Origin of the sequence: Gelidibacter japonicus (assembly GCF_010725055.1) — a bacterium.
In the GTDB taxonomy this organism is placed as follows: domain Bacteria; phylum Bacteroidota; class Bacteroidia; order Flavobacteriales; family Flavobacteriaceae; genus Gelidibacter; species Gelidibacter japonicus.
In genome coordinates, this window is sequence record NZ_BJKB01000013.1 from 1 (window position 1) to 16,399 (window position 16,399).

At 37.0% G+C, this 16,399-nt stretch carries 10 protein-coding genes; 4 read left to right on the plus strand and 6 right to left on the minus strand.

Annotation, left to right across the window (positions count from 1 at the left end; genetic code table 11):
- Nucleotides 1-1,049 precede the first annotated feature (1,049 nt).
- From G6N06_RS13285 to G6N06_RS13295, 3 genes are all read right to left on the minus strand, one after another.
- The gene (locus G6N06_RS13285) at nt 1,050-2,972 is read right to left on the minus strand and encodes a putative porin (protein ID WP_163517249.1); all 1,923 of its coding nucleotides are present in this window, start codon (nt 2,970-2,972) and stop codon (nt 1,050-1,052) included.
- A 208-nt stretch (nt 2,973-3,180) separates the two neighbouring features.
- On the minus strand, nt 3,181-4,686 hold the full coding sequence (locus G6N06_RS13290; RefSeq protein ID WP_163517250.1) for a RagB/SusD family nutrient uptake outer membrane protein: 1,506 nt from the start codon (nt 4,684-4,686) through the stop codon (nt 3,181-3,183).
- 21 nt (nt 4,687-4,707) lie between these two features.
- Nucleotides 4,708-7,974: a SusC/RagA family TonB-linked outer membrane protein gene (locus tag G6N06_RS13295; protein ID WP_163517251.1), complete on the minus strand. Its 3,267-nt coding sequence runs from the start codon at nt 7,972-7,974 to the stop codon at nt 4,708-4,710.
- Nucleotides 7,975-8,788: 814 nt separating this feature from the next.
- Here G6N06_RS13295 and rnhB point away from each other — a divergent pair.
- From rnhB to G6N06_RS13315, 4 genes are all read left to right on the plus strand, one after another.
- Nucleotides 8,789-9,391, plus strand: coding sequence for a ribonuclease HII (rnhB, locus tag G6N06_RS13300; protein ID WP_163517252.1), 603 nt, complete (start codon nt 8,789-8,791; stop codon nt 9,389-9,391).
- A 111-nt stretch (nt 9,392-9,502) separates the two neighbouring features.
- Complete coding sequence (locus G6N06_RS13305; protein ID WP_205334774.1) at nt 9,503-11,851, plus strand: DUF3352 domain-containing protein; 2,349 nt, start codon at nt 9,503-9,505, stop codon at nt 11,849-11,851.
- A 114-nt stretch (nt 11,852-11,965) separates the two neighbouring features.
- Entirely contained in the window at nt 11,966-13,297 is a 1,332-nt protein-coding gene (locus G6N06_RS13310; RefSeq protein ID WP_163517254.1) for an OmpA family protein, read from the plus strand.
- Between the two features lie 114 nt (nt 13,298-13,411).
- On the plus strand, nt 13,412-14,461 hold the full coding sequence (locus tag G6N06_RS13315; RefSeq protein WP_163517377.1) for a nucleoid-associated protein: 1,050 nt from the start codon (nt 13,412-13,414) through the stop codon (nt 14,459-14,461).
- Between the two features lie 68 nt (nt 14,462-14,529).
- Here the strand turns inward: G6N06_RS13315 and G6N06_RS13320 are convergent, their stop codons facing one another.
- The 3 genes from G6N06_RS13320 to G6N06_RS13330 form a co-directional block, all read right to left on the minus strand.
- Entirely contained in the window at nt 14,530-15,009 is a 480-nt protein-coding gene (locus G6N06_RS13320; RefSeq protein ID WP_163517255.1) for a hypothetical protein, read from the minus strand.
- A 2-nt stretch (nt 15,010-15,011) separates the two neighbouring features.
- Nucleotides 15,012-15,728: a lipoyl(octanoyl) transferase LipB gene (gene lipB / locus G6N06_RS13325; RefSeq protein ID WP_163517256.1), complete on the minus strand. Its 717-nt coding sequence runs from the start codon at nt 15,726-15,728 to the stop codon at nt 15,012-15,014.
- A 487-nt stretch (nt 15,729-16,215) separates the two neighbouring features.
- Nucleotides 16,216-16,374 (minus strand): YqaE/Pmp3 family membrane protein, encoded by a 159-nt coding sequence (locus G6N06_RS13330; RefSeq protein ID WP_163517257.1) that lies wholly within the window; start codon nt 16,372-16,374, stop codon nt 16,216-16,218.
- Nucleotides 16,375-16,399: the final 25 nt, after the last annotated feature.

Consider the following 16,399-nt stretch of genomic DNA (forward strand, 5'->3'; position numbering starts at 1 on the left):
TTCGCTACGCTGTCAATCCAATATGTTAATGAACTTGTTTCTCTTTTTCCTCGGCGAACCCAATCGCTAAGCGGGTGCAAATATACAACCCTTTTTTAGATCCACACAATGTTTTTGAAAGTTTTTTTCGAAAGTTTTTTTTCACACTCCGATCAACCTCTAAAAACACGATTTCAATGAACCTTTTTCCGCTGCCAACGTTGCCGTTTTTTGCGGCTGCAAACATACAACCTTTTTCCGTTCTGCAAAACTTTTTATCAAAAAAATTTTGCTTTCTTTTCCCAAGGATGTAAATGAACTTTTTTCCGCTCCCTTCGGTCCCAAGCCCCTCGTTTGCGGGGTGCAAATATACGGACCTTTTTCCCTTACGGACAAAATAAAACCGAACTTTTTTTCAACTATTTTTCTCCGCGCTGGAAATGAACGCCTTAGGACGAGGGAAAACATCAACCCCAATTGCCCAGGTGGCGTGGACGGGCCCCGCGTTAGCGATGGAGCCCTTGCCTGAACTCTTTTGCGGACGCCAAAGCGGCCGGAAAAAGTGAGGGGCGAGAGCGCGGTGGGCTGCCCCTTCGGCAGAACAAACGCCCGAAATAAATCTAATTGTCACTCCTATATAATAAAGAGATAGAACTGTTTTATTAAACTACATCCAATACTCCTATTATATAATGGATAGTTGTGTCTGTCATTTCAGATCTATTAAGGTTGTCAGACACTATACTCATAGGACAAATAAACTCTGATTCTGAATTTGAAGTCTAAATCCGAAGAGCAAAAGTCATTAAACAACTAAATCAAGTAGCCCTAATAGGATAAAGATGCTCAATAATTGTAGATTCAAAACACGTTCAATATGATTGAGGATCGGTCGAATTATAGCAAGACGAAAATTGATCACTCACAATTACCCCAAAAATCATCTCATAATATGCGAAACTTTCTATTGCTTGTTCTGTCGAGGACAACAAACAAATCTTAATACATGACCTTAACAAGTTTAATAAAACAATAAAACAGAATGGTAAAACATTTAAGTTTGGTCGATCCTAAAGAAAGAAATTCCATACGATTCCGAAACGGATACTAAAATCCCGGTAAGGATTATTGGGAGCCGAAAAGTAATTATAGCCAGTGAATGCTGAATTGAAGTGTTCAGCCTTAAAATAGATACGCGTTTGCCTGACCTTTGCATTGATAAAGAAATCCAATCGGGGGAAATTACCAACTTCAGTTAGATTTTGGGTGTAAAATTCTCCCAGCAAAGGATCGTAGGCGTCCATTTTATACTCTGTGAAATAATTGAGAGTAATCCCTGTTTGTAAAAAGAGTGCTTTATTGAATAAATGATCAGAAAAATAAATGGTGTTACGAGTGATAATTTGTGGTACATTCAATATGCCTTCACCATCGACAACGTTTTGATACATTATGGTATTATCTAAAGCAAACTTGCCAAAATGGAACTCCTTGGACACATTTAGCTTTAAATAGTTTAGTGTATTCTCCGCTTGGGCTGGCTTAACATTGTTATTGAGATCTTTTGTAAAATAGGCATGGTTGTTTATAGTTGTGTATTCTATTTCAGCTGAGGCTATACGATTTGATCGCAGCTTAAAGGCCAAATTTTGGGTTTGTATGTTTTTAAACGACGAACTATTGTCCCAATTATAATTGATATAATCACTTTGGTACAACATCAAATTGAAATTTGGACGCTTTGAATTTGAATTCAACCGGGCTAGCACTTGGATATCTGAGTTCAACTTGTAGGATGCATTGAGATCTAGGAAATTTCCATTGAAGTCACCTGATAAATTAAGCCCGAATTCCCCATCCAAATTAAATCCGCCTATTTTGTTTTTATAGGCTCCTCCTATTCCAAAAACACTTCCTTTCAATCGGTTTGGAATTCTTGTGCCGTCTATGACCGTAATGGCATCATATCCATAATTATAGTTATTATAATCCGCACTGAATTGCAGCTCGCCTAGTACATCATTCTTATAATTGACAAAAAAACGATTTGAAAAATCTTCAAGGGTTACTTTATCCCCAAGGGTAGTATTCAAAAAAGCTTCACCAAAAAAATCACTTTGATTGTCCTGTCTAAACTGATAGTATTTGTCTTCAAATGAAATCACTTGTCCAAGACTCAACTTGTTACTCAAGCTATCCGAGGGTTTGAGCAGATTATATTGATGGTCTAAGAAAAACCTTTTGCCTTCAAGCATACTTTCTGCATCTTCAAAATTTGGAGAAAACACGGCTCGATTTATAAATTCTTGGTCTCCTGATTTAAAGATTTCAATATCATTATCCGTCAACCCTCCATTTTCTTGGTTGAGAATATCCTGCATCACAATATGGGCCCGTGCTTGGTATTTGTCATTTTTAGTATTATAGCTTGTAGTAAACCTAAAATTTCCAGTACTCGTTAGAATATGTTGATATTTTCCCAAAGAACGGAGGCCTTTGTAGGCTATTGAAAAATTAAACTGCTTCGACATATTGACTGTGAAGAAAGCGTCAACCAACTGACCTTGCTGGAATGCGGTTTTGTAGAACAGCTCAGTAAGTGGTGTCGGCACATGGAAGTAGTTGATATCCTCCTTCTCCATATAATTAAAATGCTTAGCTCTTGCACCAAATAATGGTAAGGAACGCTTATTTTTATAGTCATGGGTAAGGCTATTATAGGTTTGTCCGATATTAGAAAACGGAATCAAACCAAATTCATCCTTTCTCAAGTAATTGAATTTGTACTCTTTTTTAATGGACAAGGTGGTATCGAGATAGGTGGTATCTCTGTCAAAACCAATAATGAGATAATCTTCAACCTTGGCAACTTTGGGTTTTGACTTTAGGCTATCCATTCCTGGACCTCCAGTTTCTCTTGAAAGACTGACTTGTCCTAATACAGTATAGAAGTTACAAAGCAAAAGCGCAAATAGAAAGAAAAGTTTATTCATTATCCATAGTTGTGTGGCAAAAATAATAATATAACTCCTATTTAGGTTCTATATTATAGAGATAATGAAAGTAATTTTGCGTGTTTATAGCTTGGCAGCTACTCTACGTATTTTATGGAACCTTAAGTGAAAACAACGAATTTTCGATTTATTGCATAAAAAAAGGCAATCTTTTCAGATTGCCTTTTGTGATTATTATCAGAAATAATTAATTCTGATCATTAATTAAGTTATTATCTTGAATCTCCTGCAATGGAATTTCAAAAGTCAAACGTTCATCATCAAAAGGTATTTCTACCCCAACGAATGAAAGGTGGTTTGATCCTCTTTTAATAGTCGCTTTGTTACGTTTCATAGCTAAGTAACTCTTACCTTCACCCCAAAGCTCAAGACGCGTTTGCTTATAAATTTCATCGTACAATGACTGTCCATTTAAGCCCGTCACATAAAGCGGATTAATACCTCTTTGAGATACGAAATCAGCTAATGCAATTTTAGCAGGACCTTCTTGTCCTGACCTTGCCAATGCTTCGATATTTAGTAACAAAAGTTCAGCATAGCGCATGTAGATATAATCAGCTTTAACTATCTGAGAAGTTCCAAAAACTACCCTATCAGCATCATAAAACTTATAAATAGGTTGCAAATGTCTTGAACTGGCAGGATTGTTTAAGAATTGATCTCTACGTACGTCATCTGCATCCATACTATTATATAAATCAATGTCCATTCCTTTATTGTCTCCAACAGCAGCATAACTATAAGAGAAGGCATCAATTTGACCCCACCATGACACTAAACTAAGTCCAATATCATCATTAAGGTCAACACCCCAGATCCAACCTTTTGAGTTGACATCATTAAAACCACCAAAGATACCATCTCTTGTATCATCATCAGACATTAAAGCAGCTCCACTACCTGTCATTGCCTCGTTAGTTAAAGTGACAACATCTAACCATCTGTCTCCTCTTGACGCCAAAACATAGGCCAGAATAGCTTGAGCAACTGGTTTATTTACTTCAGTTTTTGAAGGTCTAGAGTATCCATCTAAGTACTCTATAGCTCTTGTTAAATCGTCCTCCATTAAGGTAAATACGTCTAGTGTAGTTGACTTAGCATTCCCAATAAATCCTGGTACAGTATAGATAGGTAAAGTTGGTGAACTCCAAGACGCTGTGACATCATTAATGAAGAATTGAGTTAAATAAAAATAAGAATGTGCTCTCATGGCTAAAGCTTGACCCAAAACATGTTGAGTTTCTTCATCTTCTGGTTCAACATCGTTACCTCCTAAACTCTCGATTACCAAGTTAGCTTGATTAATCTGTCTATAATAATAACGCCATGGTTGGTAATTCTCTAATTGTGTATAATCTAAAGGTGCCTGATATTCCGTAATTCGGGCTCTGTACCAGCCATAAGTACTAGTGGTAAGTGCCATATCACTACATAACATATCCATATAGACGTCGTATCCTTTTTGTCCATAATCCTGCTGCGAAGTTGTTCCACCAGTACCTGTTGTAAACATGGTGGCATAGATACCTGTAATGGAACCTGCCCCTACGTCAGGGTTTTTCACGATAGCATCAGCTAACTGATCAGCGTTAATAAACTGTGTTGGTTCTTGAACCAAAAAATCTTTGTCACAGCTAGACAGCATCAGTGTCAAACACGCTATTCCGGTTAATTTTATTATTTTTGTATTCATATCTTTTTCTATTTCTTTTTTTTAAATTTTCACCCTAACTCCAAGTGTGAATGTAGTTAATGGTGCATATAATGCTCTTCCTGAATTCCCACTCTCACTTGTGGTAGGATTATATCCCTTTCTCTCGCCTTTAAAAAATAGATTATCACCAGAAGCATAAATATTCAAACCACTCACACCAATTCTTTCTGTATATTTAGATGGCAATGTATACCCTACCAATAAGTTGTTCAATGCCAAATAATCAGTCTTAGTGATAAATCTTGAAGATGTAGAGTTCACGTTAGGTATTACTCTATCTGCAATTAAAGGCACATCGGTAATATCACCTGGCTCACGCCATCTGTTACGCACATCTATATGTCTATTTTGAGCAGTGATCCCTCCGTTATTGTCATGCATTAACTCGGCATATTGAGCATCATAACCATATCCGCCAAACGAATATGCAAATTGCGCTGAAATATTAAAGTCATGTATTTTAGCATTTAATCTAAAAGCACCAGCTACATCAGGAATTGCTGATTTATTGATATATTTTTCTGTGGAACTAGCATAGGTCTTTGTCGTTCTACTAGCAACATTCGCATTGCTGTTATCTTTTAAGTATTTAGTAAGACTTGCAATTGGAATATCACCAGCATTAAACTCACCATCACCATTGACATCATCAAAATGCTGTATCCACATTGGATAGCCATCAGCTGGATCTACACCAGCGTATTCTCTGATATAGAAGTCATAAATTGATCGACCTTTAGAATAACCATATCTTCCAACATTATTTAAATTTGCCGGCTCTCCAGTTTCTGGATCCAACGGCATTGTTGTGATTTCGTTATTGTACATTGCGCCGTTAAGGGACAGAGATAAAGCATAATTTTCCTTTTTGATAATATGTCCTGTCAAATCAAATTCAAAACCACTGTTTCTTAAGACACCATCATTTACGGTAAGGAGAGCAACACCAGAAGAAGGTGATATTCTTCTATCAAAGATCAAATTGTCAGTATCTTTGATATAATAATCCAAACCAACATCTAAGAAGTTACCTAAAGTAAACTCTAATCCAACTTGATACTGCTTGGCAGTTTCCCAAGTTAAATCTGGATTTGCAAATAAATCTGGATTTATCGCGAAATCACCGTTTAGATTGGTCACACCAAAAGTATTGATCCCTGTATAGTAGTCTACTCCACTTTCATCTCCAGTTATACCGTAAGACGCTTTCAACTTAAGAAAAGTCAATAAATCACTACTTCTAAGGAACTCTTCATTACTCATAACCCAAGCAGCTCCAATAGAACCAAAAGTATCCCATTTGTTTTTGTAAAATCTTGAAGATCCATCTCTACGTACCGAAGCTGTCAAATAATACTTATTGTCAAAGTCATAATTGATTTGACCAAAATAAGACTCTAAGGTTCTTGCTTGAGAAAATCCTGTTGCAGGACTCAAGTTAACAATATAGTTATCAAGCTCCAATCCACCTGGAATAATCGCTTTTCCTTTATATTGGGTAGCAAGAGATTGTTTGAACTCATTACTCTCATGAGCAGCCAACACTTCTAAAGTGTGATTTCCGAAACTTTTCTTATAACGAAGTAACTGTAAGAAGTTGATTGTACGAGACTCGGTTTGTCTCATAAATATATCCCCTAAATTAGCAGTAGCTACACCATAAAATTGGTTACCCATTGATTTAAAAATGTTATTCGAATATTGAGCTCCAAAAGTAGTTTCAAAGCTTAAGTCTGAGGTCAATTTTATTTTACCATTAAAACTCGCATTGATCTCATGTCTTTTAGTCCCATTATGATCGTACAAAGCCGATGCTATCGGGTTCAAGTTGTTGGCGTTCGGCCTCTCTCTATAGCCAGAGTTGGAACCATAGTCATACTGATAGCCTCCAAATATTGGATCAGGAACCAATTGATAATTGTCATCTCTTAAGAATACTGGGTAAATAGGATTCATTTTGTCAGCAAACTCAAAAATGTTTTCGGCCCCATCCGTTTGACCGTTATTAAGACTTTCCGAATACGTATATCCAATATTAGCCCCAACGTTAAACCATTCTTTTATATCTGTATTGATATTTAAACGAGTAGTATATCTCTTATAACTTGTGTTTATTGCGTAGCCGTTGTCATCTAAGTAACCAGTAGAAAAATAATATTTTGATTTTTCTGTACCCCCGCCCATTCTTAAGTTGGCTTCAGTTCTAAAAGCCTCATTAAAGGAAAGATCCTCAAATCGTTCAGGTGTGTAACGTCTCGTCACACCAGGTCTTACTTGGCCAGTTGCTGGATCGATAAGTTCTGCACCATTCGCAACATTCCACATATTATATCCAGGAGCAATAATTGTGGTAAACAAGGTATTGTTAACCGTTCCAATTGGGTCCGGATTGCCTCTTAGGCGCTCTCTATTAACCTTAGCTTCCCAAATCAAACCAATAGACTCCTCTGGAGATGTAACCACCTCATATCTTGGAATCATTTGAGTGTTTATACCTGTTTTAACATCTACTTCAACATAAGTTTCTCTTGAAGACCCAGATTTAGTAGTAATCAAAATGACACCATTGGCACCACGAGAACCATAAATTGCGGTAGCCGTAGCATCTTTTAAAATGGTAGTACTTTGAATATCTGATGGATTGATAGAATTTAAACTCCCAGTGTTCACCATATCCCCGTTGGCATTAAAAGCACCTGTAGTTAACGGGACACCGTCAACTACATATAAAGGAGCTCTGTTTCCATTAACAGATCCAAAACCTCTAATTCTAATTGTAGAAGTTGTACCAGGCTGACCAGAAGTGTTAATTACAGTTACACCAGCGGCCTCACCTGCAAGTGACTGTGAAACGTTTGAGTAGTTTTTAAACTCAATGTCCTTAGCCTCCACTGTTTTTGCAGTTCCTGCATATGCTTGTTTGGTAGTAGTACCGTACCCTACAATGATCACCTCATCAAGAGCAGCAATATCTTCTTCCATCGCAACATTATAAGTATTACTGGCACCAACTACGACTTCAGTGCTCTTCATACTTACAAACGAAAACGCCAAGGTCTCCCCCACACGAACATTAATGGAGTAATTTCCATCAAAATCTGTTTGGACCCCACGAGTCGTTCCTTTTACAATAATACTTACACCAGGCAACGGTAAACCATCCGAAACAGATGTGACCGTACCTGAGACAGTTTTCTCTTGTGCAAAAGAAAACTGCATCACAAACGCCATGAAAAGCGTCATTAACCATGTTAATTTTAATTTCATAAAACAATTATTTGAGTTAGTCTTGCGCAAACATCATAATAATATATTAAAAAAACAAGTTTTATATATAATAATATGTTAACGCCAAATGCGCTTTTGGCAAGCGCTTTAACCCCTAAAACGCTAAGTACCAATACTAATTAGACGCATATTTTCAATAAAGGCTCCGTTAAAATTTTAACTATTTGAAGTCGATTTTTCATGACACAGAATATAATGCAATTTAGATGTCAGTTTTTAAAGAATAAACCAACTTTTTTGTCAAAAAAAATAATATGTTTATTCTTCCTAAAAATAAAACTCATAAAAATACCTTTGTTTTGAATTCTTTATTCAACATTATTTTTAAAACTTGATTTCGAGAAGACTATGTGATCTATCCTTGAAGTGTTTTAAAAAAATTATAGAACTTTCACTTATTAGGTTCTGACACACCCATTTTCTTATTTGCCTATTGACAGACAGCAGAACCATATCACTATATTAAGTGGTCAAAATGATGATGTGAATTTAGAAAATTTACCTAAATCAGATTTCTGTTTGTTCAATTTACAGACACTGGGCATTATAAAGTGACTATTATTGGTTTATAATATTAAAGAATTGATGGGCTATAGTTTCGCTTCAACTGACAAGCACATCTCATTAAACATGCTTCATAAGGATTTTAACTTTTCCATACCATATATATATGTATCTTAATATTTCGCTGATAGGGACATTCATCTAAAAGTGAAGACAATTAGTACAATTGAAGTATTCTTGAATTTTTGATGTTACTTTATTGTTTTAAATTTGTATAAATCTTTAAAACTTGAAACTCAAACTTTCTTTTACATCAAATCCTTTAGAATGTGGAACGGATGAAGCTGGTCGGGGTTGCCTTGCAGGCCCAGTTACGGCAGCGGCAGTTATCTTACCCGAGACCTTTGAGAATCTGATGATGAACGACTCTAAACAACTATCGGAAGATAGACGCAATTTCCTGAAACCCATCATCGAAAGAGATGCCGTATCGTTCGCGTTTGCACATGTCTATCCTGAAGAAATTGACGAAATCAACATCTTGAACGCTTCCATTTTGGCCATGCATAAGGCGATTGGTGGATTGAAAACAGTGCCGACATTTATAAGTGTTGACGGCAATAGGTTTAAGCCTTTTGCAGATATCCCTCACGAAACCATTATTAAGGGCGACAGCAAACATCTCAATATTGCGGCTGCTTCTATCTTGGCCAAAACCAATAGAGATGCGTATATGTGTCAAATTCACGAAGAATTCCCCATGTACAATTGGAGACAAAACAAAGGTTATCCAACAAAAGAACATCGCGAGGCGATAAAAAAATATGGAATAACGCCTTATCACAGAAAAACCTTTAGATTATTGCCCCATCAATTACACTTGCCACTCTAACTTTTTATATTTACAAAAAAAATCGACATGCGAAATATTTGTTTACTGTTAACATGTATACTGATCATAAGTTGTAAAAGCGATACGCATAAGCATTCCAATCTCATAACATTGGTACCTAGTCATGCTTTTGTGGTTGTAAAAACAACATCGATTGAAGGTTTAGGCAGCGTATTTAAAAACAGTAGTTTGCTCAGTCAATTTTCAAGGAAATCTTCACTTGACCACTTAAACAGAAAACTCGATTTTCTTAAACATCTTAAACCCTCGGAGGATCTTCTGATTGCCTTTGGAAAGGACAAAACAGACAGTCTCCAAGTTTCAGTGATCACAAAATATCATACGGATCTTTTTAAATTAGATTCGCTTCGCAACTATTCTGTAGAGACCATCTCCTTAAAAGGCCACTCTTTAACCAAAACCACCATTGAGGATGAAGTTATTTATAGCATCGTTAAAGACAGTGTGTTCTTTGCCTCCAATGACAGGGCGCTTACCGAAGCAGCATTTAAACAAAAGGACACATATCCGTGGTTAAAAGAGTTGTTTAAGACAACTTCAAACGGAGAAACCCTATCCATTTTAATCAATACCAGAGAAAAAGCTTTTCAGCCAAAATTCTTCTTCAATGAGCAACTTAACAAGGTTCAGCTCACCAATTACCTATTACTGGATGCCGACTTAACACAGGATCAACTCAAATTTGATGGGATTACCATTGCTAAGGATTCATCTAAAAGCTTGATCAATATTTTTAAAAACACCTTTCCCCAAGAAAGCTCATTGCCAAAAATATGTCCGCCAGATAGTGACGGATTCTTGAGCTTTTCCTTTCACAGTTTTAAAACATTCCAAGAAAATCTTTCTAAGTTCAAAAAACAAGATTCCGTATTTAACGAACCGCTCTTTGAAAGTATTTTAGAAGCCGGTGTTATATATAAAAACAAACAGCAAGCTGTCGTTTTGAACAGTATCGATGCCGAAAATATGAGCACTTTTTTTGGAGAAGAAAACAGTATTGACACCTATCGTGGCATCGCTATTTATTCTTTTGATAAACCTGATTTTTTTTCCAATTTATTTTCACCATTGATCACTTACACTAATGCCACAAAGTTTATCAATATCGATGACTATCTTGTGTTTTCAGATGATATGGAACTCTTAAAAGAGGTCATTAGCAGTTATCAAAACAATGCAACACTCTATACTTCCCATGCCTTTGAAGACATGATGGACGAATTGAGTGATGAGTCGTCATTGTTTGCTTACGGTAATGCCAATCATTTAAAAGACATTCTCAACTCAAATTTCGAATCTGAGAACACACTCAATCCGGATGGTTTCAATGCGTCCGCCATTCAGTTTGTATTTGAAACCGATTTTGCCCACGTTCATGCCATCCTACAGAAAAACAAGAAAAAATTCATCTCGAATTCTTCGGTTTATGAAGACGTTAGCATAACTCTCGACGCCGACGTATTGACCAATCCTCAGTTTGTAAACAACCACACCAACAATCAGATGGAAGTGGTGGTGCAGGACATTAGCAACAATTTATATCTTATTTCCAAGGATGGCAAGGTGCAATGGAAAAAGCAATTGGACAGTAAGATTTTAGGGAGAATTGAACAAATTGACATCAATAAAAACGGACGACTCCAATTGGCATTTGCCACTGAGCATCAGGTTTATGTTTTAGACCGTAATGGAAAGGATGTCGGCTCATTTCCTTTAAAGTTTAGAGATCAGATCACGCAGCCATTATCAGTCTTTGATTATGATAAAAACAGAGATTACAGGTTGATGGTCACTCAGGGCTCATCTGTTTTGTTGTACAACAAACAAGGAAACATTGTAAGAGGTTTTGACTACAAAAAAGCAGAGAATACTATTAATACACAACCTCAACATTTCAGAATTGGCAGAAAGGATTATATCGTTTTTGTGCAAGGCAACGAACTCGAAATATTGAGCCGTGTTGGTAAAACACGCGTTAACGTAAAGAATAACATCAGCTTCAGCGATAGTGGCATTTACCTATACGACAATAAATTCACAACAACGACAGCTAAAGGGGATCTTGTCCAAATTGATGAAAATGGCAACATGAGCAGTAGCAATCTCAATTTGGGAGAAAAACACAGCATCACTGCAACCAGTAAGACCTTAGTCACACTTTCCGACAATATTCTGCATATCAAAACCCATAAAGTAGAGCTCGATTTTGGAGACTATACACCACCAAAAATCTTTTATGTCAACGATAAGATTTATGTATCGGTTACCGATTTACAGGCCAAGAAGGTCTATCTTTTTGATAGTTTGGGAAAGAGCATTAACAACTTCCCAGTCTACGGAAATTCCACCATTGACCTTAACAATATCGACAAAGGAAAAAGTCCGGAATTTGTGACAAAGGGCGATCAAAACGGCATCATTATTTACCAGATAAATTAAACTTTCTGCCATTCACACATAAAGTCATACCAACCATACAGTTTCCCTTCGTTTAAAGATGGTTTCTTACTATATTATAAATTGCTATTAACTCTTAATTTATATTGTATAGAAATGAAATGCTTTTTACCTTTAAAAACTATTTTTGGGCTTGCCTTTATTAGCCTATTTATGACGCCTACAGCGAATGCGCAAATATGGAAAAAAATACAAAAAAGTGCCGAACGGACCGTCGAACGAAAACTAGAACGGAAAACTGAAAAAGAGACCGGCAAGATGATGGACTCCATACTGGATCCAAGTCAGAAACCACCGTCTGCTGAATCGCCTTCGAATGAATCAGACCACTCCGTTAACAATCAATCCACCAGTAGCGATAGCAACTCCCAGACCACAAAAACAGCGAATAAAAAAAACCTCTCAGACGACCTTGAAGTGTACAGCAAATACGATTTTGTGCCCGGGGACAAGGTGCTGTTCTATGACGACTTTTCACAGGATTTTATAGGTGACTTCCCGTCAAAATGGAATACCAATGGTTCAGGTGAAGTGGTGAAATTAAACAATGTGGATGGTAATTGGTTCGAACTAAATACAGGACATTCCGTTTTCTATATTCCTGATGTCAAAAACCTACCAGAGGACTACACGATTGAGTTCGATATCGTCACCCAAGGGTTCAGTCAAAAAACCTCTTCCAGTTCCTATCTGCAAATCTCTTTAACTGATTCAGACGCTCTACGGAAGTACTCAGACAATTATATTCAAAGCTCATTATCACTATGCCAATATAACACCTACGGCATTCATTCCACAAATATTTTCAATAACAAAAGTGGCGGCATTGACAGTAAAGTGGCAGCCGATATCAGAGAAGCCTTACTTAATCAACCTCATATCGCCATTGCGGTTACGAGAAATCGCTACCGACTTTGGGTCAATGAAACAAAATACTTAGACATTCCACGAATGGTTACAGAATTGAATGTATTAAAACATTTAAAGTTCAATGTGATAGGCCTTAAAGAAGGCGAAGAGCGTATATTTATAAGCAATCTTAAAGTTGCCGACGGTGGTGAAGACTTGCGTAGAAAATTATTGTCGGAAGGCAAAATCTCTACCAACGGCATCCTCTTCGACTCCGGTTCGGCCAATATAAAACCGCAATCCTTGGGGATCGTATTACAGGTTTCGCAAGTATTATTACAAGATGAAAATATGAAACTCACCATTGTTGGCCATACCGATGCTGATGGCAACAGTGATGCCAATATGACTTTATCAAAACAGCGTGCAGAGTCTGTCAAAAATGCTTTGATAAATCTTTACAACATTTCACCAGACCGACTCCAAACGGACGGCAAAGGCGCGAGTACCCCGGTAGCCGACAACGCCACCCCCGATGGCAAAGCGCAAAATAGACGTGTCGAATTTATCAAAATTTAGTACTAAGTAAATCTCCATGTTTTTTAAAACGTCAAGGAAAATCCTTGGCGTTTTCTATTTTTATTCAGTCAAAATTATGTAGTATTGCAGACTTCAAAATGCAAAGATTCTGACATGATCAAACGTACCAAAGCTTCTATTTCAAAAGCAATCCTCCACAAGGTTGGTAATAAGTTTAACAGTACTAAAAACGCCTTTTCTGAACAGGAGCTAGATTTCGACGAAGTCAGTTACGACTTGATGCTGGGCTATTTGCTGCGTCCTTTTGGGAGTTTGGTAGAGAGCTATCGGTTCAATCACCACTCCAACATTAACCTCAACGAAATCAATACCTACGCGACCCAGTTGTTCGCCGACGAAAGCAACTTTATAGAAATTTCAAAACATGTGGTCACCCATTTGTTTGAGCAAAGTAATTCGTCCCAAATAAAGACGGGAGACGTGTTGGTATGTGTTTTCGAGGACATTCAATACGACGATATGTTCGTCAAAGCTATCGGCATCTTCAAAATTGAAAATAGAGCGGAATTCTTCCAAACCTATTTGGAAAACAACAGCTATGATCTCATCACCCAAAAAGGAATTCCAACGAAAAAAGTGGATAAAGGCTGCCTTATATTAAACACTTCAGATACAGAAGGCAATATCATACTGAGCGTTGATAACAATTCGTACGACACCCAATATTGGATCAAGCACTTTCTCAACATAAAGTATCCCGATGACCACAACCAACACACCAAAAATTACATTGAACTCTGTAGGGATTTTTCTGAAGATGTTTTAAAACCGAGCTTAGGAATTCAGGAAAAAAGTTCGTTTTTGGCCAAAACCATCGATTATTTCAAGGAAAACGAAGTGATCAACGTTGAAAACTTTAAAGATAATGTTTTTGAAGATGATAAGTACAAAGATCTTTTTGAGGATTATAAAAAAGGTTTCGAAACCGATCGCGCATTGATCATCCGCAACCAGTTTGATGTTTCCGAAAATGTTCTCAAAAAACAAAGACAGAAGATTAAGACGGAAATTAAATTGGACACCAATATACAGATCAAATTAGATGTTGACGCTCCTGATGCTTCTGCTGAATATTTGGAACGCGGTTACGATGACATTAAGAAAATGCATTATTATAAGGTGTTTTTTAATGAGGAAAGCTAGAGGAAGGGACGATTGACGATTGACGATTGACGAATTATAAAAAAATGAATTTCTCGCAGACCAAAATCCTATTCCGTGATATTTCCTTTGATATCTTCAATTTCAGAATGACGATGTTCATACTTATGAATGCCGATTAACTTATTGAGATACAAAGCATCAAAAACGGTCCATATACCTACAATGAACATAGGAATGATGGTTATCAACATCATAAACCAGTTCTTTTCTGTCCTAAATGTGTACATAACATAAATCATGAAAAAAGAGAGCAGGATATAAACCATTCCGAAAGCGAAATTTAAAATCCATAACAACAGATCTACTCTTGGCAATTCCTCATCTTTTTTGACCAATCTGTAAAAGTTTTTGGTTTTAAAGTGAAAAATAAAACTGCCAATCCCCAAAGCGGTCATTCCAATCGGAATCCACATCGACGTTTCAAATTTCAGTTCTTCATACATCAAGACATAAGAGATCAGACCCCCAGGAAACAGCGCCAAGGGCACAACTAAAACCAACAAAATGATTTTTTGGAGGTGTCCCATATCTACAATACGCCCTTTTTATACTGTGGCACAGCATCAAACAGGGCTATAAAATGTTTTAAGAGTTTTGCTTTTAATTCTGATTCATCCACCTTATCAATACCTAATTCCACATTCAATGAGGTAACGGCTTTGCCACGAATGCCACACGGAATGATATTGTCAAAATAGCCCAAATCGGCATTTACATTCAGTGCAAATCCATGCATCGTCACCCATCTGCTTGCCCTGACACCCATGGCACATATCTTCCGTGCAAACGGCGTTCCCACACCTAACCAAACACCGGTTTCTCCCGGACTTCGTTCAGCTTTTAACCCGTATTCCGTCAAGGTCAAAATGATCATTTCCTCAAGTAAGCGCAAGTATTTATGAATATCGGTAAAAAAGTTCTCCAGATCCAGAATCGGGTAACCCACAATTTGCCCCGGACCGTGATAGGTTATGTCTCCTCCCCGATTTATTTTATAAAAGGTGGCACCCTTTTGGGCCAGTTGTTCTTCATTTAATAACAGATGTGAAAAATCGCCACTTTTACCCAATGTATACACATGTGGATGTTCTACAAACAAGAAATAATTTGGGGTTTCTAAGTTGCTATTCTCTCTCCTGTTCTTAATTTTTGCATCTATAACAGACTTGAATAAACCCTCCTGGTAATCCCAAGTCGATTTATAATCATTATGGCCCAAATCTTGAACTTCAACTTTTTTATTCATGCCAACAAATTTAAACTATTTTGGATGGATGATGGGTAACGGATCATCAAAAAAGATGGTCCAGTTGAATTTATCGATTCCCATTTCACACCAGATGGTCCCTCAAAGAACAATGAATAGAGCTCAAAACTTGCGTTTGAAAAAGGGCACAATTGTTTAATAAAAGAAACCTAATTGCATAATTATTTTAGGAATTTTTCTTTGGCCAGAATGGTTATTTTAGGACGGGTCAAGACGGGTCAAGCAAAAAAGGTATAGCGTATATACTCCATAGATACTCCATGGATAGTGTATGGATAGTGTATGAAAATGATCTTATAATTCTATTGTTTATCAGAGTTTTTTGTCCTATAAAAAATATCGAGGCGATTATCAAGCTATAACCAACTCATAGATGAACGAATTATCATTGACCGTCGCTGAGACTGAGACTGAAGACCCGCCCCGAACGTGCCTTATCGGTACGGGCAGGCTGCCGACTATTAATCTATCGCTTTGGATTGTTTAATATCACCAAGGCCGCAATCACTCCAGGGACCCATCCACAAAGCCACAATAAAAAGACAATAACGATAGAGCCACACCCCCGGTCAAGAACAGCTAAAGGTGGACAAAAAATAGAAAGAATGACTCTCCAAATACTCATGATTTTGATGATTTTTAATGATTGA

Excerpts from the sequence above, each read along its gene's own strand:
- G6N06_RS13315 (WP_163517377.1), top strand. The coding sequence starts at position 13,412 with ATGATCAAACGTACCAAAGCTTCTATTTCAAAAGCAATCCTCCACAAG.
- G6N06_RS13285 (WP_163517249.1), bottom strand. The coding sequence starts at position 2,972 with ATGAATAAACTTTTCTTTCTATTTGCGCTTTTGCTTTGTAACTTCTAT.
- G6N06_RS13320 (WP_163517255.1), bottom strand. The coding sequence starts at position 15,009 with ATGGGACACCTCCAAAAAATCATTTTGTTGGTTTTAGTTGTGCCCTTG.
- G6N06_RS13295 (WP_163517251.1), bottom strand. The coding sequence starts at position 7,974 with ATGAAATTAAAATTAACATGGTTAATGACGCTTTTCATGGCGTTTGTG.
- lipB (WP_163517256.1), bottom strand. The coding sequence starts at position 15,728 with ATGAATAAAAAAGTTGAAGTTCAAGATTTGGGCCATAATGATTATAAA.
- G6N06_RS13290 (WP_163517250.1), bottom strand. The coding sequence starts at position 4,686 with ATGAATACAAAAATAATAAAATTAACCGGAATAGCGTGTTTGACACTG.
- G6N06_RS13330 (WP_163517257.1), bottom strand. The coding sequence starts at position 16,374 with ATGAGTATTTGGAGAGTCATTCTTTCTATTTTTTGTCCACCTTTAGCT.
- G6N06_RS13310 (WP_163517254.1), top strand. The coding sequence starts at position 11,966 with ATGAAATGCTTTTTACCTTTAAAAACTATTTTTGGGCTTGCCTTTATT.